This window comes from Enterobacter sp. ECC-175 (genome assembly GCF_043968675.1).
Taxonomy (GTDB): domain Bacteria; phylum Pseudomonadota; class Gammaproteobacteria; order Enterobacterales; family Enterobacteriaceae; genus Enterobacter.
Map to the genome: position 1 here is coordinate 269,521 of NZ_CP143776.1, position 25,031 is coordinate 294,551.

Annotated in this window: 24 protein-coding genes; 4 read left to right on the forward strand and 20 right to left on the reverse strand. The window is 58.7% G+C overall.

Going from position 1 to position 25,031, the window contains the following annotated elements; translation table 11 throughout:
• Nucleotides 1-175: 175 nt before the first annotated feature.
• Entirely contained in the window at nucleotides 176-1,279 is a 1,104-nt protein-coding gene (asd, locus tag V1599_RS01370) for an aspartate-semialdehyde dehydrogenase (RefSeq protein WP_112011803.1), read from the reverse strand.
• Between the two features lie 177 nt (nucleotides 1,280-1,456).
• On the opposite strand from asd, the gene yhgN reads away from it, so the two are divergent.
• Entirely contained in the window at nucleotides 1,457-2,050 is a 594-nt protein-coding gene (yhgN, locus tag V1599_RS01375; RefSeq protein WP_003861574.1) for an NAAT family transporter YhgN, read from the forward strand.
• A 192-nt stretch (nucleotides 2,051-2,242) separates the two neighbouring features.
• Here yhgN and gntU read toward each other — a convergent pair whose 3' ends face one another.
• The 5 genes from gntU to V1599_RS01400 form a co-directional block, all read right to left on the reverse strand.
• Nucleotides 2,243-3,583: a gluconate transporter gene (gntU, locus tag V1599_RS01380; protein WP_395300909.1), complete on the reverse strand. Its 1,341-nt coding sequence runs from the start codon at nucleotides 3,581-3,583 to the stop codon at nucleotides 2,243-2,245.
• 3 nt (nucleotides 3,584-3,586) lie between these two features.
• A complete protein-coding gene (gntK, locus tag V1599_RS01385; RefSeq protein ID WP_112011805.1) occupies nucleotides 3,587-4,114 on the reverse strand; it encodes a gluconokinase in 528 nt (175 codons plus the stop codon).
• A 126-nt stretch (nucleotides 4,115-4,240) separates the two neighbouring features.
• Nucleotides 4,241-5,236, reverse strand: a complete 996-nt coding sequence (gntR, locus tag V1599_RS01390) for a gluconate operon transcriptional repressor GntR (RefSeq protein ID WP_112011806.1) — start codon at nucleotides 5,234-5,236, stop codon at nucleotides 4,241-4,243.
• Between the two features lie 101 nt (nucleotides 5,237-5,337).
• On the reverse strand, nucleotides 5,338-6,033 hold the full coding sequence (locus V1599_RS01395; RefSeq protein WP_112011807.1) for a pirin family protein: 696 nt from the start codon (nucleotides 6,031-6,033) through the stop codon (nucleotides 5,338-5,340).
• Between the two features lie 123 nt (nucleotides 6,034-6,156).
• Nucleotides 6,157-7,194 (reverse strand): oxidoreductase, encoded by a 1,038-nt coding sequence (locus V1599_RS01400; RefSeq protein ID WP_112011808.1) that lies wholly within the window; start codon nucleotides 7,192-7,194, stop codon nucleotides 6,157-6,159.
• Between the two features lie 310 nt (nucleotides 7,195-7,504).
• Here V1599_RS01400 and yhhY point away from each other — a divergent pair, with 310 nt between their 5' ends.
• The gene (yhhY, locus tag V1599_RS01405) at nucleotides 7,505-7,993 is read left to right on the forward strand and encodes an N-acetyltransferase (RefSeq protein ID WP_395300910.1); all 489 of its coding nucleotides are present in this window, start codon (nucleotides 7,505-7,507) and stop codon (nucleotides 7,991-7,993) included.
• A gap of 108 nt (nucleotides 7,994-8,101) precedes the next feature.
• Here yhhY and ggt read toward each other — a convergent pair whose 3' ends face one another.
• Entirely contained in the window at nucleotides 8,102-9,844 is a 1,743-nt protein-coding gene (gene ggt / locus V1599_RS01410) for a gamma-glutamyltransferase (RefSeq protein WP_112011855.1), read from the reverse strand.
• Between the two features lie 125 nt (nucleotides 9,845-9,969).
• On the opposite strand from ggt, the gene V1599_RS01415 reads away from it, so the two are divergent.
• Nucleotides 9,970-10,350 (forward strand): DUF2756 family protein, encoded by a 381-nt coding sequence (locus V1599_RS01415; protein ID WP_395300911.1) that lies wholly within the window; start codon nucleotides 9,970-9,972, stop codon nucleotides 10,348-10,350.
• On the opposite strand, the gene ugpQ is transcribed toward V1599_RS01415, so the two are convergent.
• The 10 genes from ugpQ to livK all read right to left on the reverse strand — a co-directional run bounded on the left by ugpQ (nucleotide 10,331) and on the right by livK (nucleotide 20,500).
• Nucleotides 10,331-11,080 carry a glycerophosphodiester phosphodiesterase gene (gene ugpQ / locus V1599_RS01420; protein ID WP_395300912.1) on the reverse strand — a complete coding sequence of 250 codons (750 nt, stop codon included), beginning with the start codon at nucleotides 11,078-11,080 and terminating at the stop codon, nucleotides 10,331-10,333. The genes V1599_RS01415 and ugpQ overlap by 20 nt on opposite strands.
• Nucleotides 11,077-12,147, reverse strand: coding sequence for a sn-glycerol-3-phosphate import ATP-binding protein UgpC (locus tag V1599_RS01425; protein ID WP_112011812.1), 1,071 nt, complete (start codon nucleotides 12,145-12,147; stop codon nucleotides 11,077-11,079). Before V1599_RS01425 ends, ugpQ begins: the two co-directional genes overlap by 4 nt.
• A gap of 1 nt (nucleotide 12,148) precedes the next feature.
• Entirely contained in the window at nucleotides 12,149-12,994 is an 846-nt protein-coding gene (gene ugpE, locus V1599_RS01430) for a sn-glycerol-3-phosphate ABC transporter permease UgpE (protein WP_297117204.1), read from the reverse strand.
• On the reverse strand, nucleotides 12,991-13,878 hold the full coding sequence (ugpA, locus tag V1599_RS01435; RefSeq protein ID WP_395300913.1) for a sn-glycerol-3-phosphate ABC transporter permease UgpA: 888 nt from the start codon (nucleotides 13,876-13,878) through the stop codon (nucleotides 12,991-12,993). The genes ugpE and ugpA overlap by 4 nt, the downstream gene beginning before the upstream one ends.
• Nucleotides 13,879-14,007: 129 nt before the next feature.
• Nucleotides 14,008-15,324, reverse strand: coding sequence for a sn-glycerol-3-phosphate ABC transporter substrate-binding protein UgpB (gene ugpB, locus V1599_RS01440; protein WP_112011815.1), 1,317 nt, complete (start codon nucleotides 15,322-15,324; stop codon nucleotides 14,008-14,010).
• 340 nt (nucleotides 15,325-15,664) lie between these two features.
• Nucleotides 15,665-16,378: a high-affinity branched-chain amino acid ABC transporter ATP-binding protein LivF gene (gene livF, locus V1599_RS01445; RefSeq protein ID WP_112011816.1), complete on the reverse strand. Its 714-nt coding sequence runs from the start codon at nucleotides 16,376-16,378 to the stop codon at nucleotides 15,665-15,667.
• A gap of 1 nt (nucleotide 16,379) precedes the next feature.
• Nucleotides 16,380-17,147: a high-affinity branched-chain amino acid ABC transporter ATP-binding protein LivG gene (livG, locus tag V1599_RS01450; protein WP_297117216.1), complete on the reverse strand. Its 768-nt coding sequence runs from the start codon at nucleotides 17,145-17,147 to the stop codon at nucleotides 16,380-16,382.
• Nucleotides 17,144-18,421, reverse strand: a complete 1,278-nt coding sequence (locus V1599_RS01455; protein ID WP_112011818.1) for a high-affinity branched-chain amino acid ABC transporter permease LivM — start codon at nucleotides 18,419-18,421, stop codon at nucleotides 17,144-17,146. The genes livG and V1599_RS01455 overlap by 4 nt, the downstream gene beginning before the upstream one ends.
• Nucleotides 18,418-19,344, reverse strand: a complete 927-nt coding sequence (livH, locus tag V1599_RS01460) for a high-affinity branched-chain amino acid ABC transporter permease LivH (protein ID WP_010436488.1) — start codon at nucleotides 19,342-19,344, stop codon at nucleotides 18,418-18,420. Before livH ends, V1599_RS01455 begins: the two co-directional genes overlap by 4 nt.
• Before the next feature lie 46 nt (nucleotides 19,345-19,390).
• Nucleotides 19,391-20,500 (reverse strand): high-affinity branched-chain amino acid ABC transporter substrate-binding protein LivK, encoded by a 1,110-nt coding sequence (livK, locus tag V1599_RS01465; RefSeq protein WP_112011819.1) that lies wholly within the window; start codon nucleotides 20,498-20,500, stop codon nucleotides 19,391-19,393.
• Between the two features lie 424 nt (nucleotides 20,501-20,924).
• On the opposite strand from livK, the gene panM reads away from it, so the two are divergent.
• Complete coding sequence (panM, locus tag V1599_RS01470) at nucleotides 20,925-21,314, forward strand: aspartate 1-decarboxylase autocleavage activator PanM (RefSeq protein WP_395300914.1); 390 nt, start codon at nucleotides 20,925-20,927, stop codon at nucleotides 21,312-21,314.
• Between the two features lie 122 nt (nucleotides 21,315-21,436).
• Here panM and livJ read toward each other — a convergent pair whose 3' ends face one another.
• From livJ to rpoH, 3 genes are all read right to left on the reverse strand, one after another.
• Entirely contained in the window at nucleotides 21,437-22,537 is a 1,101-nt protein-coding gene (gene livJ, locus V1599_RS01475) for a branched chain amino acid ABC transporter substrate-binding protein LivJ (protein ID WP_146745777.1), read from the reverse strand.
• Between the two features lie 197 nt (nucleotides 22,538-22,734).
• On the reverse strand, nucleotides 22,735-24,000 hold the full coding sequence (locus tag V1599_RS01480) for a 4-aminobutyrate--2-oxoglutarate transaminase (RefSeq protein WP_395300915.1): 1,266 nt from the start codon (nucleotides 23,998-24,000) through the stop codon (nucleotides 22,735-22,737).
• Nucleotides 24,001-24,134: 134 nt separating this feature from the next.
• Nucleotides 24,135-24,992, reverse strand: a complete 858-nt coding sequence (rpoH, locus tag V1599_RS01485) for an RNA polymerase sigma factor RpoH (RefSeq protein WP_006177943.1) — start codon at nucleotides 24,990-24,992, stop codon at nucleotides 24,135-24,137.
• Nucleotides 24,993-25,031 lie beyond the last annotated feature (39 nt).

Genomic DNA, 25,031 nt, shown 5'->3' on the forward strand with positions numbered 1-25,031 from the left:
TGAACGGTGCAGCACATCCTCTCTGCTCCGCCCTACCCTCAGGTGAGAAATAAATCTTCCTTAAAGCATAGCCAACGACGTAGACCCTCCAGATAAAAAATAGGACATCTGCGTTTTACTCCATGTAGTACGCAAAAAAAGGGGGTGAAAATCACCCCCGGTAGTTATCAAATTATTACGCCAGTTGGCGAAGCATGCGGCGCAGCGGTTCGGCCGCGCCCCACAGAAGCTGGTCGCCGACGGTGAACGCGGAGAGGTACTCCGGCCCCATGTTCAGCTTGCGCAGGCGGCCCACCGGCGTGGTCAGCGTGCCGGTCACGGCCGCAGGCGTCAGTTCGCGCATGGTGATATCGCGATCGTTTGGCACCACTTTCGCCCACGGGTTGTGCGCGGCCAGCAGCTCTTCCACGGTCGGAATAGACACATCTTTTTTCAGTTTAAGGGTGAAAGCCTGGCTGTGGCAGCGCAGCGCGCCGATGCGCACGCACAGGCCGTCCACCGGAATGGTGTTCGCGGTCGCGAGGATTTTGTTGGTCTCGGCCTGGCCCTTCCACTCTTCGCGGGTCTGGCCGTTATCCAGCTGTTTGTCGATCCACGGGATCAGTCCACCGGCCAGCGGTACGCCGAAGTTATCCACCGGCAGCGCGCCGCTGCGGGTCAGCTGAGTGACTTTACGCTCGATATCGAGGATCGCAGACGCCGGGTTTGCCAGCTCGGTGGCAACGCTGTCGTGCAGCTGGCCCATCTGGGTCAGCAGTTCGCGCATGTGGCGCGCGCCGCCGCCGGACGCCGCCTGGTACGTGGCGACAGAGACCCACTCCACCAGATCCTGCGCGAACAGGCCGCCGAGGGACATCAGCATCAGGCTGACGGTGCAGTTGCCGCCGACGAAGGTTTTCACGCCGTTGTTCAGGCCGTCGGTGATGACATCCTGGTTCACCGGGTCAAGAATAATGATGGCATCGTCCTTCATGCGCAGCGATGACGCCGCGTCAATCCAGTAGCCCTGCCAGCCGCTTTCACGCAGCTTTGGGTAAATCTCGTTGGTATAATCGCCGCCCTGGCAGGTGACAATAACGTCGAGTGCCTTCAGCGCTTCCAGATCGTAAGCATCCTGCAGCGTACCTGTGGTACCCCCAAAGGAAGGCGCAGCCTGGCCGAGCTGGGAAGTCGAGAAGAAGACCGGGCGGATAGCGTCGAAATCGCGCTCTTCAACCATGCGCTGCATGAGGACAGAGCCGACCATTCCACGCCAACCGATAAAACCAACGTTTTTCATAGCATTTTTTTCCTGCAAGGGTGTGTGCTGTTTATGCAAACCAGTATTCAACTGAGATATGCTTCACATTACAAAATGCTGCCAAAGTCGCAAGCGAAATTAATCGATGATTGCCCTGCAATCAGAAAAGCAGCTAATCATACGAATAACCATACAAATATTCAGGGATAATTAACCATGAGTGAGATCATTTCGGCGGCCGTTTTATTGATCCTTATTATGGATCCGCTCGGCAATCTGCCCATCTTCATGTCGGTGCTGAAGCACACCGAGCCGAAGCGCCGTCGGGCGATCATGATCCGCGAGCTGCTTATCGCGCTGCTGGTGATGTTTATCTTCCTGTTTGCGGGCGAGAAGATTTTGGCCTTCCTCAACCTGCGTGCGGAAACGGTCTCGATTTCCGGCGGGATCATTCTGTTCCTGATCGCGATAAAGATGATTTTCCCGAGCGCGGAGGGCAGCAGCAGCGGCCTGCCCGCGGGCGAAGAGCCGTTCATCGTGCCGCTGGCGATCCCGCTGGTGGCCGGGCCGACGATTCTGGCGACGCTGATGCTGCTGTCGCATCAGTACCCGAATCAGATGAGCCACCTGGTGATTGCCCTGCTGATTGCCTGGGGCGGGACGTTTATCATCCTCCTTCAGTCGTCGCTGTTCCTGCGCCTGCTGGGCGAGAAAGGGGTAAACGCGCTGGAGCGGCTAATGGGGCTGATTCTGGTGATGATGGCGACGCAGATGTTCCTGGACGGGATTCGGGCGTGGATGAAGGGTTAGCAAGGTAAATGCAAAAGGCAACGCGAGTTGCCTTTTTGATGTTTGCACCCTCTCCCCGTGGGAGAGGGCCGGGGGTGAGGGCACCAGACAGCACAATTCCCCCTCACCCTAACCCTCTCCCTCAGGGAGAGGGGACTGTTCGGTGCAGATTTTAACCTTCTCTCTCCCACAGGGAGAGGGAGAAAACCAACGTTAGCTCAGCAGCGAAAACGCAATCATCCCGACAATCGCACCCGTGGTGCCGAGGATGGTTTCCATCAGCGTCCAGGTTTTCAGGGTTTGCGCTTCGGTCGCGCCGGTAAATTTACCGAACAGCCAGAAGCCCGCGTCGTTCACGTGGGACACCACAATCGAGCCGCCCGCGATGCAGATGGAGAGCGCCGCCATCTGCGCGCCGGAGTAGTTCAGCTGTTCAATCACCGGCATCACCAGCCCCACGGCGGTTAAGCACGCTACGGTCGCGGAGCCCTGAATGATACGCACCGCCGCGGCCAGCACGAAGCAGGTTACCGCAATCGGCAGGCCCATCCCCGTCAGCGCTTCGCCCAGCGCCGGACCAACGCCGGAATCCACCAGCACCTGCTTGAACACGCCACCGGCACCGATCACCAGCAGGATAATGCCCGCAGGCTGCAGCGCCGCGCCGCAGATCTCCATCACGCGGTCTTTCGCCATCCCCTGACGCATCGCCAGGCCGTAAATCGCGACCAGACACGCCACCAGGATCGCGGTGAACGGGTGGCCGATAAACTCAAACCATTCGTAGGCGGTAGAGCCTTCCGGCACAAAGCGCGCGGCGATGGTTTTCAGGCCCACCAGCACCAGCGGCAGCAGGATCAGCGACAGGCTGAAGCCGAAGGATGGCATTTTGCCTTCGCCCAGGTGCGGCTCGGTGATGTCTTCCGGAATGTGCAGCTCAACGTAGCGGCTGATGAAGTTGCCCCACAGCGGCCCGGCGATAATCATTCCCGGGATCGCGGCGCACAGGCCAATCAGGATCATCCAGCCGAAGTCGGCGTGCATCTGGGAGGCCAGCAGCATCGGCGCGGGCCCCGGCAGCAGAAACGCCGCCGCCGCCGCCACGCCCGCAAACAGCGGAATGACCAGCTTCACGAGGTTGGTGCCGGTGTGGCGCGCCATAGAGAACGCCACGCTAATCAGCAGCACAACGGCCACCTCAAAGAACAGCGGCAGCGCGCAGATCAGACCGGCCAGGCCAATCGCATAGTGCGCGCGGCTGTGGCCGAAGGATTTCAGCATCTTGACGGCGATCTGATCGACCGCGCCCGTCTCGTGCAAAATCTTGCCAAACATCGCGCCCAGCGCGACCACAATCGCCAGGAAGCCCAGCGTGCCGCCCATCCCTTTTTCCATCGTCGCCGCGATTTTATCGAGCGGCATGCCGGAGAAAAGGCCAGCGCCAATAGACACCACCATCAAAGCAACGAAGGCGTGCATACGCGCTTTCATCACTAAAAACAGCAGCAGCAAAACGGAGCCAACTGCCGTTAAAACAAGCGTTAATGTACTCAAAACTTACTGCCTTTTGTTAATGACCTCGATGGTGCTTGCCACAACACCTTCCAGCGATTGATCGATATCAACCACCAATACGTCCTGCTCGTCCGCACCCGGCTCCTGCAGCGCTTCAAACTGCGTGACCAGCATCTGGGTTTTGAAGAAGTGGCCTTTCCGCGCCTTCAGGCGGCTTTCAATCACCTCAAAATCACCTTTCAAATAGATGAAAGAGAGGTTCGGATTGCCGTCGCGCAGCAGGTCGCGGTAGGTTTTTTTCAGCGCGGAGCACACGATCAGCGACACTTTGTTGGTGCGCTGCATGGCGAATGCGGCATCGTTCAGCGCCTGCAGCCACGGCTTGCGGTCGTCGTCGTTCAGCGGCTCGCCGGAGGCCATTTTCATGATGTTGCTGCGCGGATGGAGGAAGTCGCCGTCAAGAAACGCAGCGTGCAGCTGATGCGCCACTTCGCTCGCCACGGCAGATTTACCGCTACCTGAGACGCCCATCAGGACGTAAACGTGGTGATCGTGATTAGTCGTGCTCAAAGGGTGTCCCTCAGTCAATTGTTACGGGTAACAGTTATCGGTAACATTGTCCTGCCGGGACTTTAGAGAAGCAATATCCAAACGTGCGCGATGTGAATAAGTGTGACCTGGTTCAAATTTGTCAGTCTAAATTGATCCACCCGGTGACAAGGTGAAACCTAAATCTAACATTTTAGGGGTAACTAACTCACCGCGAATACGCGCCAGCAGGCGTTCTGCACCAATCCGCCCCATGCGCTCGCGCGGGGTCAGCACGCTCGCCAGGCGCGGCTCCATCACCTGGCCAATATCGTGGCCGTGGAAACCGGCAATCGCCATATCGTCTGGGATTTTCAGCCCCAGGCGCTGGCATTCGAACGCGGCGCCCACCGCAAGGTCATCGTTGGTGCAGAAGATACCGTCCAGTTGCGGATACTCGCGTCGCGCCTGACGCATCAGCTCAATGCCGGAGGTGTAGGAGGAAGATTGCTCCACCATCACGCTGTACGGCGTTAATCCCGCGTCGAGCATCGCCTGCTCGTATCCCTTCTGTTTGATGATAGTACGTTCATCCAGACGTGCGCCAAGGTAAGCCACATGGCGATGGCCGCGGGCGATAATTGCCGCCGTCATCTGCCGCGCGGCTTCGAAGTTATCGAACCCAACGGCAATGTCGAGACACGGCGACTGGCTGTCCATCAGCTCCACCACCGGAATACCGGCCACTTCAATCATCTTCAGGGTGCGCGGCGTGTGGGTACGTTCAGTTAAAATCAGGCCGTCGATGTTCCAGGAAAGCATCGATTCCAGACGTTCCTCTTCGAGTTCCGGCTTGTACCCGTAGTGCGCGAGCATGGTCTGATAGCCAAACGCGTCGGTCACGCTTTCAATGCCGCGAAGCACTTCGGCGAACACCTGGTTGGTTAAGGAAGGCAGCAAAACGCCGACCGCGCGGCTGGTCGCATTGGAGAGAATATCGGGCGCGCGGTTGGGGATATAGCCCAGTTCATCAAGAGCCGCGGCAATTTTGCCACGCAGCGCCACGGAAACCTGCTCCGGGTTACGTATGAAGCGGCTGACCGTCATTTTGGTCACACCAACGCGATCGGCGACATCCTGAAGTACGGGGCGTTTCTTTTTCATCGTCCTGAGAAATCTTGAAGAGAGAGATTTGCTCAGTTTATCACGGACAAAGCCCAACCTTCCCCTGTCGGAGGGAAGGTTGGGCATTTATTTATGATTTATTACACCGGCGGCAGATCGAACAGCAGAATTTCGCTTTCGCCATCGGCGTGAACGGAGATCGCCTGCTCGTCCCAGATGGCCAGACCATCGGCGGTGGTTGCTTTGGTGCCGTTAATGGTCACGTCGCCTTTTACCACCTGGATCCACACGCGGCGGTTGGCGGCAATCTGGTATACGGACTGCTCGTCTTTCGCCAGCGCCCAGCGGTACAGCTCCATATCCTGATACACCTTCAGGGAACCTTCACGCGCATCCGGGGACAGCACCAGCTGTTTGCCCTGTTTGGCGTCGAAGCGGCGCTGTTCGTAGCGCGGCGTGATGCCGGTCTCTTCTGGAATGATCCAGATTTGATACAGGTGCAGTTTTTCCGTTTTGCTCGGGTTGTACTCGGAGTGACGCACCCCGGTGCCCGCGCTCATAATCTGGAACTCACCGGCCGGAACCTGCTCTTCGTTACCCATGCTGTCTTTGTGCGCCACGGCACCTTCGAGCACATAGGTCAGGATTTCCATGTCTTTGTGCGGGTGAGTGCCGAAGCCCTGGCCTGCATCAATCACGTCATCGTTAATGACGCGCAGCGCGGAGAAGCCCATAAAGTTCGGGTCATAATAATCAGCAAACGAGAATGAATGCCATGAGTCCAGCCAGCCATGATTCGCGTGACCACGTTCGTTTGCTTTGCGTAAGTAGATCATTGTTTTCACCCTCAGTTCGTTTCGATGGAGTAAGTGTGGACGCAAACGCCCTGGGATCATAGAGGGTGAAAATTGACTCCTCTGTACAAAATATTTGAACGAGTACAGAAGAGTCTTTTCGGCTTATTTCGCGAGGGTTATCGTGGCAGGAGATGCCTGCTCGAAGGCGCGTTCAAGCAGCTCAAGGTTGGTGAGAACGTCAGATTCCTTGACGTAATTCGGCGCGCCGCTGGCGAGCGTCTCGTACAGCGCATCGTAGACGCGGCCATAGTCGCCGGGTTCAGGCGCCATTTCCTCTTTCACCGTCACGCCTTCATCGTTGACGTACTCCAGCACGCCCACGGAATCGTCCGCCGCGAAGCCCGGCTCGCCCGGCATGATATTAGCCTTCAGGCTCGTCTCCTGCTGGTCGATGCCGTACTTGATAAACGAGCCTTTGGTGCCGTGAACGATGAATTTCGGGTAGTCGATTTTGACCAGGTGGCTGGTTTTGACGATGGCCTTGAGATCGCCGTAAAACAGCTGCGCTTCAAAGGTGTCGTCCGGATTGGCCTTGTTGCGCAGGCTGCGGATGTCGTACGCGGCGTGGTCCGGGCGGCCAAACAGGGAGATGATTTGGTCCATGGTGTGGACGCCGAGGCCGTAGAACGAGCCGTCCTGCGGCAGGCCCGGCTTGGTTTCCGCGACCGGACGGTAGTAATCGAAATGGCTTTCAATTTCCACGATCTCACCCAGCTTGCCGCTTTCAATCACCTTTTTCGCCGTCAGGAAGCAGCTGTCAAAGCGGCGGTTTTGGTACGGCGTGACGTTCAGCCCTTTGCTTTTTGCCAGCGCAAACAGTTCCTTCGCTTCGGCGATGGTCGGCGTAAACGGTTTTTCCACCAGCACGTTTTTGCCCGCTTCAAGCGCGCGCTTCGCGTAGTCAAAATGGCTGTCAGCGTGGGTGCAGACGACCACCAGCTTGACCTGCGGATCGTTTAACACCTCATCGAGATCGCTGGTGAAATGAATGTTGGAATACTGAGGCGACTGCTCTTCCGGCTTCGCGCTGCGGCGGTAAATATGGGCGACGTGCCAGGTATCTTTGCGGTGGAGAACATACGGAAGGTGGTAACGGGTGGTGCTTTTGCCAAATCCAATAAATGCGCAGTGTAGGGGCATGGTGTCAGTCCTTTTTTAAGGTTACTGGGTTTTACCATAGCGCAAGTTTTGCCCTCACCCCAGCCCTCTCCCACGGGGAAAGGGAGAAAAAGGACAAAAAAAAGCCAGCGAGACGCTGGCTAAAGTAATACTGGAAGCAATGTGAGCAATGTCGTGCTTTCAGGTTCCCGTAGCGGTCTTCCTGAATGCAAAGCAATAATAATCATTCTCATTCGCACTTGTCCAATACTTTTTGCAAAAATTAGCAGTTGACGCACATTTTAAAGTCATTGATGTTGGAAGGGACTTTTAACTGACCGAGGATGAAGGAATGAGTGAGATAGTGATACGCCACGCTGAACAGAAAGATATCGACGCAATTCGTCAGATTCACGCCCAGCCGGAGGTGTACCACAATACCCTACAGGTTCCTCATCCTTCGCTCGAAATGTGGCAGATGCGGCTAGGCGACCAGCAGGGTATCAAGCAGCTGGTTGCCTGCATTGACGATACCGTGGTTGGACATCTCACTATTGATGTCGCCCAGCGCCCTCGCCGAAGCCACGTAGCCGATTTTGGTATTTGTGTGGGCGCAGAGTGGCACAACCGGGGCGTCGCCAGCGCCCTGATGCGCACCATGATAGACATGTGTGACAACTGGCTTCGCGTCGAGCGCATCGAACTCACGGTGTTTGTGGATAACGAACCGGCGATAGCCGTGTACAAAAAGTACGGGTTCGAAATTGAAGGCACCGGCAAGCGCTACGCCCTGCGCAACGGCGAGTATGTGGATGCGTATTATATGGCGAGAATGAAGTAGTCTGTTTCCCCCTCACCCGGCCCTCTCCCCAAAGGGGCGAGGGGAAAAATCGCACCGTGCAATCCCCTCTCCCCCATGGGGAGAGGGTTAGGGTGAGGGGTACAAAAATCAGTACCCCGCCGTCAAATCATCTACCGATCGCGGGTCCGATGCGCCAAACAGCGCGCCGTCCGGCCCGACCATAATGCTCTGCGTGCTGCCCATCGCCTCTTTTACCGCGACCTTCTGCCCGCGCTGCTCCAGCAGTTTGATGGTGTCCGGGCTAAAGCCCTTCTCGACGCGGAGCTCGTCCGGCAGCCACTGGTGGTGGAAGCGCGGCGCGTTGGTTGCTTCAGCGACGTTCATCCCAAAATCGATGCTGTTGACCACCATCTGCAGCACAGTAGTGATAATCCGGCTGCCGCCTGGGCTACCGGTCACCAGCCACGTTTTACCGTCTTTCACCACGATGGTCGGCGACATAGACGACAGCGGGCGCTTCTTCGGCCCGACCGCGTTGGCATCGCCGCCCACCAGCCCGTAAACGTTCGGTACGCCCGGTTTAGCAGAGAAGTCATCCATCTCGTTGTTGAGCAGAATGCCGCTGTTGCCCGCGACGATGCCGGTGCCGAAGGTGGTGTTAAGCGTATAGGTCACCGCCACCGCGTTGCCGTCTTTATCCACGACGGAGAAATGGGTGGTCTGGTTGCTCTCGTACGGCGCCAGCTTGCCGGGGCGGATCTCGCTCGACGGCTTGGCCTTGTTGATGTCGATTTCGTCGGCAATGGATTTGGCATAGGCTTTGTTGGTCAGCGCCTGCCACGGCACCTTCACGAAGTCCGGATCGCCGAGATATTCCGAACGGTCTGCGTAGGCGCGCTTTTCCGCTTCGGCCATCACCTGCATCGCGTCGGCGCTGCCGAAGCCAAACTTGTGCATATCGAAGTTTTCAAGAATGTTGAGGATCTGCACGATGTGGATCCCGCCGGAGGACGGCGGCGGCATGGAGAAGACCTCGTAGCCGCGATAAGTGCCGCTAATCGGCTCGCGCTCCACCGCCTTGTATTCCGCCAGGTCCGCTTTGGTGATGAGCCCGCCGTTCTTCTGCATCTCTTCAGCAATCTGGTCAGCAATCGCTCCCTTATAGAACGCGTCCGGGCCGTTTTCCGCAATCAGCTCCAGGCTTTTCGCCAGGTTCTTCTGCACCAGCTTATCGCCCTTCTTCAGCGGCTCGCCCTCTTTCCAGAAAATGGCCTTGCTGTTTTCATGATTCGGAATCACTTCGCTGCCGTAGGTTTTGAGATCGTCCGCCAGCGCGTCGTTCACCACGAAGCCGTCGCGCGCCAGCGCAATCGCGGGCTGCACCACCTTGTTGAGCGGCATCGTGCCGTATTTTTCCAGCGCCAGCGAGAAGCCCGCAACGGTGCCCGGCGTGCCGGACGCCAGATGGGAGGTGAGGGATTTTTTGCTGTCCGGGTTGCCCTGATCGTCGAGGAACATATCGCGCGACGCCTGATTAGGCGCCATTTCGCGGAAGTCGATGGCGGTGGTTTTGCCGTCTTTGGTGCGCAGCATCATAAAGCCGCCGCCGCCCAGGTTGCCCGCCTGCGGGTGCGTCACCGCCAGCGCATAGCCGACCGCAACCGCCGCATCCACCGCGTTGCCGCCCTGCCTGAGAATATCGACGCCCACTTGCGTTGCCAGCGCGTCCACCGAGGCCACCATCCCGTGCGTCGCGCGAACGGGATGGAAAACGTCTTCCTCCACGCCATACGACACCGGCGGAGCGGCGGGCGGGTTTGCCGCCACGCTAAACGTGCCGCCTGCCATCAGCGCGGCGAGCGCGACCCAGCGCAAAAACGTTGGTTTCATCATTATTGTTCTCCAGGTGAAGGGGTCCATATTCCCCGCTTAAGCCTGGTTCACAACTCTTAAAAAATCATCGTTATGGCGAAATCAGGGTAAACTTAAGTGAGGCCTCACAGGAGGAAACATCCATGAAACGCATAGTGATTCTGACGGCGCTGCTTCCGTTCGCCGCGCTCGCACAGCCGATTAACACCCTCAACAACCCGAACCAGCAGGGCTACGTCATTCCGAGCCAGCAGCGCATGCAGACGGAGATGATGAGCCAACAGCAGCAGCAAAAAGGGATGCTGAACCAGCAGTTGAAAACGCAGACCCAGATGCAGCAGCAGAGCCTGCAAAATCAGATGAACGCCAACACGCAGCGCGTTCAGCAGGGTCAGATGCGCGAGCAGCCGCTGCAGAATAAAAACGGCGGGATGCTCGGCGGAGGAAGCACGCTAAACGGCGGCCAGCAGCACATGCTAACGCCGCCGTCGAACGGCAGTATGCTCAATAATCCGCAGAACTAAAGTTCGGGCCAATCCGGTCAATCGCATCGGTACAAATGCTGTCCACGCCCCAGCGCAGCAGCTCGGCTGCCCGCTGTGGCCTGTTGACGGTATACACCAGGATATGCAGGCCCGCATCCTTCAGCCTCTTCACGCGCGCCTCGTCCAGCAGGCGGTGGTTGAGGTGTATCGACACGCAGCCTAAGCGGGTCGTCAGTTCGCGCCAGTCTTCGCGCCATTCGTCCAGCAGCAGCCCGCGCGGCAGTTCCGGCACGGCGGCCTGCGCGGCTTCCAGCGCGTCGATTTCAAATGATGACAGCAGCGGTGGCGTCATCCCTTCCCATAGCTCGCGCGCGGCGAGGGCAATCGCTTTACCGGTCAGCGGCCCCGTCCCGGTCGTCGGTTTGATTTCAATGTTAGCCATCATGCCGTGCTGGCGGCAGCGATCGGCGACTTCCGCCAGCAGCGGCAGCGGCTCGCCTTTGAACTCGCCGCTGAACCAGCTTCCGGCGTCCACCTTCAGCAGATCGCGCCACGGCAGCTCTCCCGCCACGCCCCAGCCGTTGCTCGTGCGCTCAAGGTTGTCGTCGTGCAGCAAAAATATTTCGCCATCTTTCGATAGCTTAGCGTCAAACTCGATCATCGTATGACCGAAGCGCGCCCCCGTGTCGATGGCCGCCAGGGTGTTTTCCGGGGCCAGCTTGCCGCCGCCGCGGTGGGCGACGACGTGGGGGTAAGGCCAGTTGCTCATATGCGTTGTCCTGTTTCACCGTCAAAAAAGTGCAGGTGATTTTCCGGCAGGTGCAGCCACAGCGTGCTGCCTGCTTTCGGGCGCGCCTGATGGGCCAGCCGCACCACCATTTTTTGTTCGCCCCAGCGCCCGTGCGCCAGGTTGTCTGCCCCGAGCATCTCCAGCGTATCCATCACCAGCGGCACGCCGCCGTCCGCCTGAGAGGTCAGGCCGATATGCTCCGGGCGAATGCCGAGCGTCATTTTACGCCCTGCGTAGCCACGATAGTACCAGCTGATGGGCAATGCCATCCCGCTTTCCAGCTCAAAGTGCGTGCCCGCGGTGCTGATGCGCCCGTCCAGCAGGTTCATCGCCGGGCTGCCGATAAAGCTCGCCACGAAGCGGCTGGCCGGCTTTTCGTACACCTCAACCGGGGTGCCGATCTGCTCGGCGACGCCTTTGTTCATCACCATCACGCGCTGGGCGAGGGTCATGGCCTCCACCTGATCGTGCGTCACGTACAGCGACGTCGTTTTCAGGCGACGGTGCAGCTGCTGCAATTCGAGGCGCATCTGCACGCGCAGCTTGGCGTCGAGGTTAGAGAGCGGCTCGTCGAACAGAAACACCGCCGGATCGCGCACGATGGCGCGCCCCATCGCCACGCGCTGGCGCTGGCCGCCGGAGAGCTCGCGCGGGCGGCGCTTGAGCAGATCGTCCAGCTCGAGAATGCGGGCCGCCTCCTTCACGCGCTCCTCGATATGGCCTTTGCCCATGCCGCGGATTTTCAGCCCCCAGGCCATGTTCTCCTCCACGCTCATGTGCGGATAGAGGGCGTAGTTCTGGAACACCATCGCGATACCGCGATCTTTCGGCTCCATCTCGGTGACGCGCTGGCGATCGATCCAGATATCGCCGGAGGTGACGCGCTCCAGCCCCGCCACCATGCGCAGCAGCGTGGATTTGCCGCAGCCGGACGGGCCGACCATCACGATAAACTCGCCGTCCGCCACGTCGAGCGTCAGCGGCTGAATCACCTGGGTTTTGCCATCCCAGCTTTTGGTTACTGCCTGAAGTTTTAAACCTGCCATCTTATTTCTCGCTATCGACCAGGCCGCGGACAAACGCGCGCTGCATGGCTAAAACAATGACTACGGGTGGGATAAGGGTGAGCAGCATCGCCGCCATCACCTGGTTCCAGAGGGTGGTGCCTTCGCCGGTGGCGATCATGCCTTTGATGCCCGCCACGGCGGTGCCGAGGTTGACGTCCTGAACAATCAGCAGCGGCCACAGGTACTGGTTCCAGCCGTAGATAAAGGTGATCACAAACAGCGCCGCGAGGTTGGTTTTCGACAGCGGCAGCACGATGTCGCGGAAGAAGCGCATCGGCGACGCGCCGTCGATGCGCGCGGCTTCAATCAGCTCGTCCGGCAGGGTCATAAAGAACTGGCGGAACAGGAAGGTGGCGGTCGCCGAAGCCATCAGCGGCAGGGTTAAGCCCGCGTAGCTGTCCAGCATCTTCAGGTTAGCGATAACCTCCACCGTCGGGAAAATACGCACTTCCACCGGCAGCATCAGGGTAATGAAGATCATCCAGAAGAACAGGTTGCGCAGCGGAAAGCGGAACCAGACGATGGCAAACGCCGAAAGCATCGACACCGTGATTTTGCCGACGGTGATGCCGAACGCCATGATGAAGCTGTTGAGCATCATCAGCCAGAACGGCGCGCTGTTGGCACCCACGCCCTGGGTCCAGATGGTTTTCATGTTTTCGAAAAGGTGCCCGCCTGGGATCAGCGTCATCGGCGTATCGAACACCGCTTTGGTGTCCAGCGTGGCGGCGACAAAGGCCACGTACAGCGGAAACAGAATGACGATAATCCCCAGTATCAGCAGGGTGTGGCTGAAAATCGTCAGCCCGGGACGGTTCTCAATCATTGGTAACGCACCTTACTTTCAACGTAGCGGAACTGCACCACCGTGAGGATGATGACGAGGAACATCAGCACGACGGACTGCGCGGCGGAGGCCGAAAGATCCAGGCCAGCAAAACCTTCGCGGTAGATCTTATAGATCAGCGTCGTGGTCGCCTGCACCGGGCCGCCAGCGGTCGCCGCGTCGATCACCGGGAAGGTGTCGAAGAAGGCGTACACGAGGTTGACCACCAGCAGGAAGAAGCTCACCGGGGCGATCAGCGGCAGCGATAATCTGAAGAAGCGACGAATCGGCCCAGCGCCGTCAATGGCGGCGGCTTCCACCAGCGAGCGCGGGATGGACTGCAGCGCGGCGAAGAAGAACAGGAAGTTGTAGCTGATCTGCTTCCACACCGAGGCGAACACCACGAGAAACATCGCCTGACCGCTGTTCTGCGCGTGGTTCCAGTCGTAGCCGAATTCGGCCAGGAAATGGGTGATCAGCCCGCGCCCCGGGTTAAACAGGAAGATCCACAGCACGGCAGCAACGGCGGGCGCGACGGCATAGGGCAGCAGCATCAGGGTTTGATACAGGCGGCTGCCGCGCACCACGTAATCCACCAGCGCGGCGAAAAACAGAGACGCGACAAGACCGCTGACCGTGACCAAGGCGCTGAATTTGATCGTCGTCCAGAAGGAATCCAGGTAGTAGCTGTCATGGAACAGCGCGGTGAAGTTGTCCAGGCCAACAAACTGGCTGGACAGCCCGAACGGATCGACGCTTTGCATCGAGTACCACAGCGCTTCGCCCGCGGGCCAGATGAAGAAAATAACGGTGATGACCAGCTGCGGCGCGACCAGCAGATAGGGCAGCCAGCGGGAGCGGAACACCGGACGGGATGATGACATAGGTTAGCTCTGTAGGTATTCACCCCTCACCCCGACCCTCTCCCCAAAGGGGCGAGGGAGAAAAGACGGCTCCGTGCAGTCCCCTCTCCCCTTTGGGGAGAGGGTTAGGGTGAGGGGGATGAGTTTTAATTACGATTTCGTCGACTGCTCAAAGCGGCGCAGCAGCTGATTCCCGCGCTCAACCGCGGAGTCCAGCGCCTGCTGTGGGGTTTTCTTGCCGGTCCAGACGCTTTCCAGCTCTTCATCCACGACGGTGCGGATCTGCGGCATATTGCCCAGACGCAGGCCCTTGGTGAACGGCAACGGCGGCTTGTTCAGCATTTGACGCGTCGCGATATCCGCGCCCGGGTTTTTGCTGTAGAAGCCCTGCTCGCGGGTCAGGTCGTATGCGGCTTTGGTGATCGGCAGGTAGCCGGTCTTCTGGTGCCATTCGGCGGCAATCTCAGGCTTCGCCAGGAAGTCGAGGAACTCGGCCACGCCCTTGTAGGTGCCTTTATCTTTGCCCTGCATCACCCACAGGCTCGCCCCGCCGATGATGGCGTTCTGCGGCGCGCCCTTCACGTCTGCGTCGTACGGCATCATGCCCACGCCGTAGTTGAATTTGGCGTAGTGACGGATGTCCGCCAGCGAGCCGGAGGAGGCGGTGGTAATGGCGCAGTCGCCGTTGTAGAACTTCTCGGTGGATTCATCTTTACGGCCAAAGTAGCTGAAGTCGCCCTTCTTGTTCAGATCGGCAAGCAGCGCGATGTGCTTCACCTGCTCCGGCTTGTTGAACTCCAGAACCGCGTCGGTGCCGTCGAAGCCGTTATTTTTGGTGGCAACCGGCAGGCCGTGCCAGGCGCTGAAGTTTTCAATCTGGATCCAGCCCTGCCAGCCGCTGGCGTAGCCGCACTTCATCCCCGCCGTTTTCAGCTTCGCCGTGTACTCGGCGAGATCCTGCCAGGTTTTTGGCGGCTGCTCCGGATCTAAACCGGCTTTTTTGAAGGCGTCTTTGTTGTAGTACAGCACCGGCGTGGAGCTGTTAAACGGCTGCGACAGCAGGTGGCCGGTTTTGGAATCGGTGTAGTAGCCGGAGACGGTCGGCACGAACTGGGACTCATCGAAGCTGATGCCCGCGTCTTTGAACACTTCGTAGACCGGCTTGATGGCTTTGGAGGCCATCATAGTGGCGGTACCCACTTCGTAAACCTGTAACAGGGCAGGCGCGTTGCCGGTACGGAAGGCGGCGATGCCCGCGCTCAGGCTCTGCTCGTAGTTGCCTTTGTACACCGGCACAATTTTGTAATCCGGATGAGCGTCGTTGAAACGCTGCGCCAGGGAGTCAACCTCTTTACCCAACTCCCCTTCCATGGAATGCCAGAACGGAATGGTGGTAACGGCCATTGCGTTTGTCGCAAAAGCCAGACCGATTGCCAGACCTAAAGCCGTGTGTCGTAACGATGTCATTGTCATCTCTCTTATTATGCCGGGATGCGCGATATCACGCGTTTTATGCTCGCGAGGTAACATGACATGCTCGAATGACAGAAAAATAACCGTTTGTTTGCAGATAAGTGACAGCCAGGCGTCAGGGGGATGATGGTTGTGTGAAGGGGGATCGGTGCGGTCTGGTGCCCTCACCCCGGCCCTCTCCCACGGGGAGAGGGAGAAAACACTAAAAAAGGCAACTTACGTTGCCTTTTTGCTTTTACCTCGTGCGGTCTGGTGCCCTTACCCCCGGCCCTCTCCCACAGGGAGAGGGAGAAAACACTAAAAAAGGCAACTTACGTTGCCTTTTTGCTTTTACCTATCCGCCTAAATACGCGCTCCGCACCGCCTCGTTCGCCAGCAGCGCGTCACCGGTATCCTCAAGCACCACGCGACCGTTTTCCAGCACGTAGCCGCGGTCGGCGAGCTTCAGCGCCTGGTTGGCGTTTTGCTCAACGAGGAAGATGGTCATCCCCTCTTTGCGCAGCTGTTCGATGGTGTCGAAAATCTGCTGGATAATGATCGGCGCAAGGCCGAGCGACGGCTCGTCCAGCAGCAGCAGGCGCGGCTGGCTCATCAGCGCGCGGCCAATCGCCAGCATCTGCTGCTCGCCGCCGGACATGGTGCCCGCGCGCTGGATGCGGCGCTCCCACAGGCGCGGGAAGAGTTCATATACCCACTTGATGCGGGTCTGAAACTCGTCGCGGTGGGCGAAGAAGCCGCCCATCGCCAGGTTCTCTTCCACCGTCATGCGGGAAAATACGCGCCGCCCTTCCGGCACAATCGCCACCGCTTCGCGCATGATTTTGGCGGTCTGCCAGTCGGTAATGTCTTTGCCATCAAACACTATCCGCCCGCTGGACGCGCGCGGATCGCCGCACAGGGTGCCGAGCAGCGTGGTTTTGCCCGCGCCGTTGGCGCCAATCAGGGTGACGATTTCCCCCTGGTTGATATGCAGGCTGACGTCGTGCAGCGCCTGGATCTTGCCGTAGTGCGCGTTGACCTTGTCAAACGTTAACATCGCTTTTTCCATCTTATGCCTCACCCAGGTATGCGCGGATCACGTCCGGGTTGTTGCGGATCGCTTCCGGCGTGCCGTTGGCCAGCGGCGTGCCCTGGTTTACCACGTAGATACGGTCGGAAATGCCCATCACCAGCTTCATGTCGTGCTCAATCAGCAGGATGGTGGTGTCGTGACGATCGCGCAGCTCGGCGATCAGCTCGTCCAGCTCCTTGGTCTCTTTCGGGTTGAGGCCCGCCGCCGGTTCGTCGAGCATCAGGATTTCCGGCTGCGTCACCATGCAGCGCACAATCTCCAGACGGCGCTGGTCGCCGTAGGCCAGGTTGCTGGCCTGGCGGTTAGCGTGCTGGAGCAGGCCGATGCGGTCGAGCCAGGTGGCGGCGCGCTCCAGCGCTTCCTCCTGCGCGCGGCGAAACGCCGGGGTTTTCAGCAGGCCGGAGAAGACGCCCGTTTTGAGCTGCTGATGCTGCGCCACCAGCAGGTTTTCAATCACCGTCATTTCGCGGAACAGGCGCACGTGCTGGAACGTTCGCACCACGCCCATGCGGGCGATCTGCTGGCCCGACAACCCTTCAAGGTGCTGGTCGCGCAGCATAATAGTGCCGCCCGTCGGCTTGTAGAAACCGGTCAGGCAGTTGAACACCGTGGTTTTCCCCGCGCCGTTCGGGCCGATCAGGGAGACGATTTCTTTCTTATGCAGATCCAGGGAGACGTTGTTGACCGCCAGCAGGCCGCCAAAACGCATCATCAGGCCGTTTACGGATAATAATGGCTGACTCATGCCTGCTCTCCTTTTACTTCCGCATCTTTAAGCTTCAGCTGCGGACGGGTCATCGGCAGCAGGCCCTGCGGACGCCAGATCATCATCAGCACCATCAGGCCGCCCAGCATCAGCATGCTGTATTCGTTAAAGTCGCGCATCAGCTCGCGGGAGACCACCAGCAGGATCGCCGCAAGAATAACGGCGAACTGCGAGCCCATGCCGCCCAGCACCACAATTGCCAGCACGAAGGCGGACTCGGCAAAGGTGAACGATTCCGGGCTGACGAAGCCCTGGCGCGCGGCAAACAGCGTTCCGGCAAAGCCCGCAAACGCGGCGCTGATGGTGAACGCGGTCAGCTTGATGCGGGTCGGGTTCAGGCCCAGCGAGCGGCAGGCGATCTCATCCTCGCGCAGCGCTTCCCACGCGCGGCCCAGCGGCATGCGCAGCAGGCGGTTGATCACGAACAGGGTGATCACCACCAGCAGCAGCGCCACCAGGTAGAGCCAAATCACGCGGTCGGACGGGTCGTACTTGATGCCAAAGAAGTTGCTGAAGGTGTCCCAGCCGCCTTCGCGGGCGGTGCGGCTGAACTCCAGGCCGAAGAAGGTCGGTTTTGGGATCTGGCTGATGCCGTTCGGGCCGCCGGTCACTTCGGTGTTGTTAAGCAGCAGAATACGCACGATTTCGCCGAACCCTAAGGTCACAATCGCCAGATAGTCGCCGCGCAGGCGCAGCACCGGGAAGCCGAGCAGGAAGCCCGCGGCGGCAGACACCAGCCCCGCCAGCGGCAGGCAGGTCCAGAAGCCGAGGCCGTAATAGTGGTTTAGCAGCGCGAAGGTGTAGGCCCCGATGGCGTAGAAGCCGCCGTAGCCGAGCACCAGCAGGCCAGAGAGACCGACCACCACGTTCAGGCCGAGGCCCAAAATCACGTAGATCATGGTCAGGGTGGCGATATCTACCGTCCCGCGCGAGACCACGAACGGCCACGCCACGGCGGCCACCAGCAGCGCCACGAGGAACAGCTTTTGCTTAACGGTGGAGCCGTCGATCGCCGGCAGCACGAATTTAGGCCCGGAGACGCCTTTCAGCGTTTTCTGGAACAGCGGGCGCAGCAGCTGGAACAGGAACACCACCGCCGTGCCGATAAACACCCACTGCCAGCGGATGTCAGGGGCGGTATCGACCACCAGCTTAGTGCCGTTCAGCTCGAGCTGGACGCCCATAAAGACGCCCGCCAGCACGAAGAACATCGCGGCAGAGAGCAGCGCCATGGCAAAATGCATCGGTTTCATACTTTCTCTACCTCCGGACGGCCCAGAATACCGGTAGGCATCACCAGCAGAACCAGAATCAGCAGGGCAAACGACACCACGTCTTTGTATTCAGTGCTCAGGTACGCCGAGGAGAGCGCTTCCGCCACGCCCAGGATCAGCCCGCCAATCATCGCCCCCGGAATGCTGCCGATACCGCCGAGTACCGCCGCGGTGAAGGCCTTCATCCCGGCCATAAAGCCGATGTATGGGTTGATTACGCCGTAGAACTGGCCGAGCAGCACGCCCGCCACCGCCGCCATCGCCGCGCCGATCACGAAGGTCAGGGCAATCACGCGGTCGGTGTTGATGCCGAGCAGGCTCGCCATCTTCAGGTCTTCCGCGCAGGCGCGGCAGGCGCGCCCCATGCGGGAGTAGCGGATGAAAATAGTCAGGGCGAGCATCGCGAGGAAAGTCACCACCCAAATGACCAGCTGCATGGTGGTAATCGACGCGGAGAAGTTTTCGCTCGCGCCCACAATCCACTGGCCGTTGAACAGGCTCGGCAGCGCCACGTCGCGCGAGCCTTCGGTCAGGCTAACGTAGTTTTGCAGGAAGATGGACATCCCAATCGCGGAGATCAGCGCGATCAGGCGCTTGGAGCTGCGCACGGGCCGGTAGGCGACGCGCTCAATGCTCCAGCCGTAGGCGCTGGCGATCACGATCGCGCCGACGAACCCGGCGGCAACCAGCAGCCAGCTGCTGTCGATGCCCATCATCATCAGCGCGGCGATAATCATAAAGGAGACATAGCTGCCGATCATGTAGACCTCGCCGTGGGCGAAGTTGATCATGCCGATAATGCCGTAAACCATCGTATAGCCGATGGCGATCAGCGCGTAGGTGCTTCCCAGCGTGACGCCGTTAAACATCTGCTGCAGGAAATAGAGAAACTGCTCGGACATATGCAAACCTTTTTAAACCCGCCCGGCGGTCCGGGCGGTGGGATGATTATTTGGCGGCCGAGGAAGATCCGTCGGCGTGCCACTTAAAGACACCAAATTCAAATCCCTTCAGATCGCCTTTCTCATCCCAGTTCAGCGGCCCAATCACGGTGTTCGCCCCGTGCGCTTTTAAATCTTTCACCAGATCCAGCGGCTCTTTGCTGCCGGTACGGTCCATTGCCGTTGCCAGAGACTGCACGGCGGCGTAGGTGATCCAGACGTACGGACCGCTCGGATCTTTCTTCTGCGCCTTCAGCGCGTCCACGATAGCTTTGTTCGCCGGGTCCTGGTCATAGCGTTTTGGCATCGTGACCAGCATGCCCTCGGCGGCATTGCCCGCAATGTTTGACAGCGAGGCGTTGCCCACGCCTTCCGGCCCCATAAACTGGGTTTTCAGGCCGGTCGCGCGCGCCTGGCGGAGCATCTGGCCCATTTCCGGGTAGTAGCCGCCGTAGTAAACGAAGTCGATGTTCTCTTTTTGCAGACGGGCAATCAGCGCCGAGAAGTCTTTCTCGCCCGCGGTGATGCCGTCGAAGAAGACGATGTTCGCGCCGCCTTTTTTCAGGCCGTCCTGCACGGAGCGGGCCAGGCCTTCGCCGTACTGCTGTTTGTCATGAATAATGGCAATGCGCTGCGGCTTGACGGTCTCGAGGATGTACTTCGCGGCGGTTGGTCCCTGCGAGGAGTCCAGGCCGGCGGTACGCATGATGTGCGCGTAGCCGCGCTGGGTCAGCTCCGGGTTGGTCGCGCCCGGGGTGATCATCAGAATGCCTTCGTCTTCGTAGATATCGGACGCGGGCTGCGTGGACGATGAGCAGAGGTGGCCAATCACGTACTGGATGCCGTCATTGACGATTTTGTTGGCGACCGCGACGGCCTGTTTCGGATCGCAGGCGTCGTCATATTCCACCGCCACCAGCTTGTCGCCCTTGATGCCGCCCTTGGCGTTGATGTCTTTGATCGCCTGGCGCGCGCCGTTGAACTCCATATCGCCCCACTGGGCAACCGGACCGGACATCGCGCCGACCACGGCAACCTTGATGTCATCAGCCAGTGCAGACTGTGAAATCGCCAGTGCAACCATTCCCGCGATCAATGCCTTCGCGTTCCTTTTCATTTCAGAATCCCCATTCGTGACGTGATGTTTATATTTTGTTTTATTATGGTTAAAAAGCATTCTGTACTTTTAATGAACAACGCTATTTTTACCAGTGCCTTTAATGGTTTAGCGCAGGTTTTTAGTAAAAACCAGACTAAAATCTCTATTTTTCAGGCGATTAAGCAAAGATAATATTCTGAATTAATGTAGAGATAAACAACTAAAAGCGCAGTTTGCAGCATAAAATAACGGGACAATACGCCGAATAAATCACTACCCATCAGGTTAAAATTCTGCTTATTTTTCGATCCATGCGTTTTCGAACTGCGCATTGCGCAGCCAAAAAACTAATCGCCTGGCAAATACATTTAAAAAGAGAAAGCCACTGGAGGAGTAAAATGAGTACACTGCCCGTACTCTTTTTGACGTGGACATGCTGCTAATGAAACTGACTATCGTTCGTCTGGTGACCTTTAGCGACCAGGATCGTATTGACCTGGGCAAAATCTGGCCGGAATATTCCTCTTCATCGCTGAACGTCGATGAGAACCACCGTATTTACGCCGCGCGCTTTAACGAGCGCCTGCTGGCCGCCGTTCGCGTGACGCTGAGCGGCACAGAAGGGGCGCTGGATTCACTGCGCGTGCGCGACGTCACCCGCCGTCGCGGGGTCGGACAGTATTTGATTGAAGAGCTGATCCGCGAAAACCCGAGCGTCACTTCCTGGTGGATGGCGGACGTGGGCGTGGAAGACCGCGGCGTGATGGCCGCGTTTATGCAGGCGTTGGGATTTACGGCGCAGGCGAATGGGTGGGAGAAGCGGCAGGGTTGATCTGTGCGGGCTGGTGCCCTCACCCCGGCCCTCTCCCACGGGGAGAGGGAGAAAAAACGCACCGTCCAGTCCCCTCTCCCTGTGGGAGAGGGTTAGGGTGAGGGCATCAATCCGCACCCATATTATTTGGCATCCGTCGCCGTGCCGTTAGCATGCCAGTCAAACACGCCGAACTCGAAGCCCTTCAGATCGCCCTTCTCATCCCAGGACAGCGGCCCCATCACGGTGTCCACCTTGTTTGCCTTCAGCCAGGTGGCAATTTCCGCCGGATCGGCTGACTGGTTCAGACCCGCCTGCAGAGACTGCAGCGCAGCGTAGGTGGTCCAGACGAACGCGCCGCTTGGATCCTGTTTCTTGGCCTTGATCGCATCAACAACCGGCTTGTTCGCAGGCACCTGGTCGTAGTTCTTCGGCTTGGTCACCAGCAGGCCTTCGGCTGATTCACCCGCGATGTTGGACAGGGACACGTTAGCCACGCCTTCCGGTCCCATGAACTGGGTTTTCAGACCGGCCGCGCGCGCCTGGCGCAGGATCTGCCCCATTTCCGGGTGGTAGCCGCCGTAGTAAACGAAGTCGATGTTCTCTTTCTTCAGGCGCGCCACCAGCGTGGAGAAGTCTTTTTCACCGGCGGTGATACCGTCAAAGAACACGATGTCCGCGTTGGCTTTCTTCAGGTTGTCCTGCACGGAGCGCGCCAGGCCTTCGCCATACTGCTGTTTGTCATGCACAATCGCGATGCGCTTCGGCTTCACTTTCTCAACGATATATTTCGCGGCGGTTGGGCCCTGATCGGAGTCGAGGCCGGTAGTGCGCAGGATCAGCTTATAGCCGCGCGCGGTCAGTTCCGGCGCGGTCGCAGCCGGAGTGATCATCAGAATGCCTTCGTCTTCGTAGATGTCAGACGCTGGCTGAGTAGAGGAAGAACACAGGTGGCCGATAACGTACTTGATGCCGTCGTTCACCACTTTGTTCGCGACCGCGACCGCCTGTTTCGGGTCACACGCGTCGTCATATTTCACGATCTGCAGCTTTTCGCCTTTGATGCCGCCCTTGGCATTAATGTCTGCAACCGCCTGCTCTGCGCCGGTAAATTCCTGGTCGCCGTACTGCGCTACCGGGCCGGACATCGCGCCCACAACGGCCACTTTAATATCCGCCTGAGCCATGGAGCTGAATGCCAACGCCATACATCCTGCCAGTAACGCTTTACCCTTCATATTCATCCTGAGATTCCCCATTATTATGGTTATTACGATTGTTGTGATGTTGTTGTGTAGCGCTTTATTTCATTTATAGGCGTGCTGTTCGCGCTTTTTCAGCATACTCTGCTAAAACATACCCCATTTTTATGATTTTGGAATAGATAATTTGAAATGTATATATGCTAAGCCCGGCCGCCGTAATGGCCGGGCGTTTGGCTTTAACGAGTCAGCGCCGCAGAAATAATATCCAGCGCTTCGCGGAACTGCGCTTCGGGAATGGTGAGCGGATAGAGGAAGCGAATCACGTTGCCGTAGACGCCGCAGCTCAGCAGCAGCAGCCCCTGCTGGAGCGCGCGCGCCTGCACCTGGCGGGTAAACTCAGGCGACGGCTGCCCGGTTTGCGGATCGTTAAATTCTACTGCCACCATCGAGCCCTGGGCGCGGATATCGGCGATATATGGGCACTGGCTTTTGGCCTTATTCAGCACTTCAACCAGGTGATGTCCAAGGTGCGACGCGCGCGTGCAGAGATCTTCTTCGTCAATCACGTCAAGCACCGCGTGCGCGGCGGCAATCGCCAGCGGGTTCCCCGCGTAGGTGCCGCCTAGACCGCCGGGCGCGGGGGCGTCCATCACCTCCGCCCGACCGGACACCGCGGAGAGCGGCATCCCGCCCGCCAGGCTTTTCGCCATGGTAATCAGGTCCGGCTTCACGCAGTGGTTTTCCATCGAGAAGAGTTTGCCGGTGCGCGCAAAGCCGGTTTGCACCTCGTCGGCAATCAGCAGAATGCCGTGTGTGTCGCACAGCGCGCGCAGCGCCTGCATAAAGTCAGCCGGGGCGACGTTAAACCCGCCCTCGCCCTGCACGGGCTCAAGCACGATCGCCGCCACCTGCTCGGGCGAGATATCCGCCTTGAAGATACGCTCTACGCTTTTGATCGCTTCCTGCGAACTGACGCCGTGCAGTGCGTTCGGGTACTGGGCGTGATAGACCGAGCCGGGGAACGGGCCGAAGCCGAGCTTATACGGCGCGACTTTCCCCGTGAGCGCCATGGTCATGAACGTGCGCCCGTGGAACGCGCCGCCGAAGGTAATCAGCCCGGGGCGCCCGGTGTACGCGCGGGCAATTTTCACCGCGTTTTCGACGGCTTCCGCGCCGGTGGAGAAGAAGGCCGTTTTGGCGGGGCCGTCAACCGGCACGCGGGCGTTGATGCGCTCGGCCAGCGCGACGTAGCCCTCGTAGGGGATAATCTGGTATGCGGTGTGGGTAAAGGCGTGGAGCTGCTTTTCGATGGCGGCAATAATTTTGGGATGGCGGTGGCCGGTATTGAGAACGGCGATCCCGGCGGCGAAATCGATATACTCGTTGCCTTCCACGTCCCACACGGTGGCGTTTTCGGCTTTCTCGGCATAGAAGTTACACATCACCCCAATGCCGCGCGGCGTGGCCTGCACGCGCCGCTCGTTCAATTCGTTATTCTTCACGGTCTCCCCCTGATGATCGCATGCGTAGCGCATCAGTAAGTGTTTGCCAGGGGGTGACAATTCGCCAGAGCGGGCGTTAAAAAAACAAAACCCCCGGATTCTCATCCAGGGGCTCTCGTCATACTTCGCGGAAATTACGCTTCGATAGCGGCGCGAAGTTTTTTCATGGCGTTCTTCTCAAGCTGACGCACGCGTTCAGCGGAGACGCCGTAGCGGTCAGCCAGTTCCTGCAGCGTGGACTTGTTATCTTCGTCCAGCCAGCGGGCGCGGATAATATCCTGGCTACGCTCGTCGAGACCTTCCATCGCGAAGCTCAGCTTGTTCGCGGCCTGATCTTCCCAGTTATCCTCTTCAATGCCGTCGGCAAAGTTAGAGGTTTTATCCTGCAGATACAGAACCGGTGCCATCGGCTGGCTGTCGGACGCATCGTCATCGGAAGACATGTCAAAGGTCATGTCCTGCGCGGCCATGCGGGATTCCATCTCGCGGACGTCTTTGCTGGATACGCCCAGCTCGCGCGCCACCATTTCAACTTCATCCTGATTGAACCAGCCCAGACGCTGCTTGGTTTTACGCAGGTTGAAGAACAGCTTGCGTTGCGCTTTTGTCGTGGCGACCTTCACGATACGCCAGTTACGCAGTACGTATTCGTGAATTTCCGCTTTGATCCAGTGCACGGCGAAGGAGACCAGTCGCACACCCACTTCCGGGTTAAAGCGACGTACAGCCTTCATCAGGCCAATGTTGCCTTCCTGAATCAGGTCCGCCTGCGGCAGGCCGTAGCCCGCATAATTACGAGCAACGTGAACAACAAAGCGCAGGTGAGACAGGATCAGCGTTTTAGCTGCTTCCAGATCGCCCTGGTAATGCAGCTTTTCAGCAAGCTCCTTTTCTTCCTCGGCCGTCAACATCGGCCAGGTGTTCGCAGCCCGGATGTAAGATTCCAGGTTACCAACAGGGGCTAAAGCTAAAGTTTGCATTTCTTTGGTCATTCATTCCTCTCAATGTTTCTTCTGGTCCAGGCTGTCCCC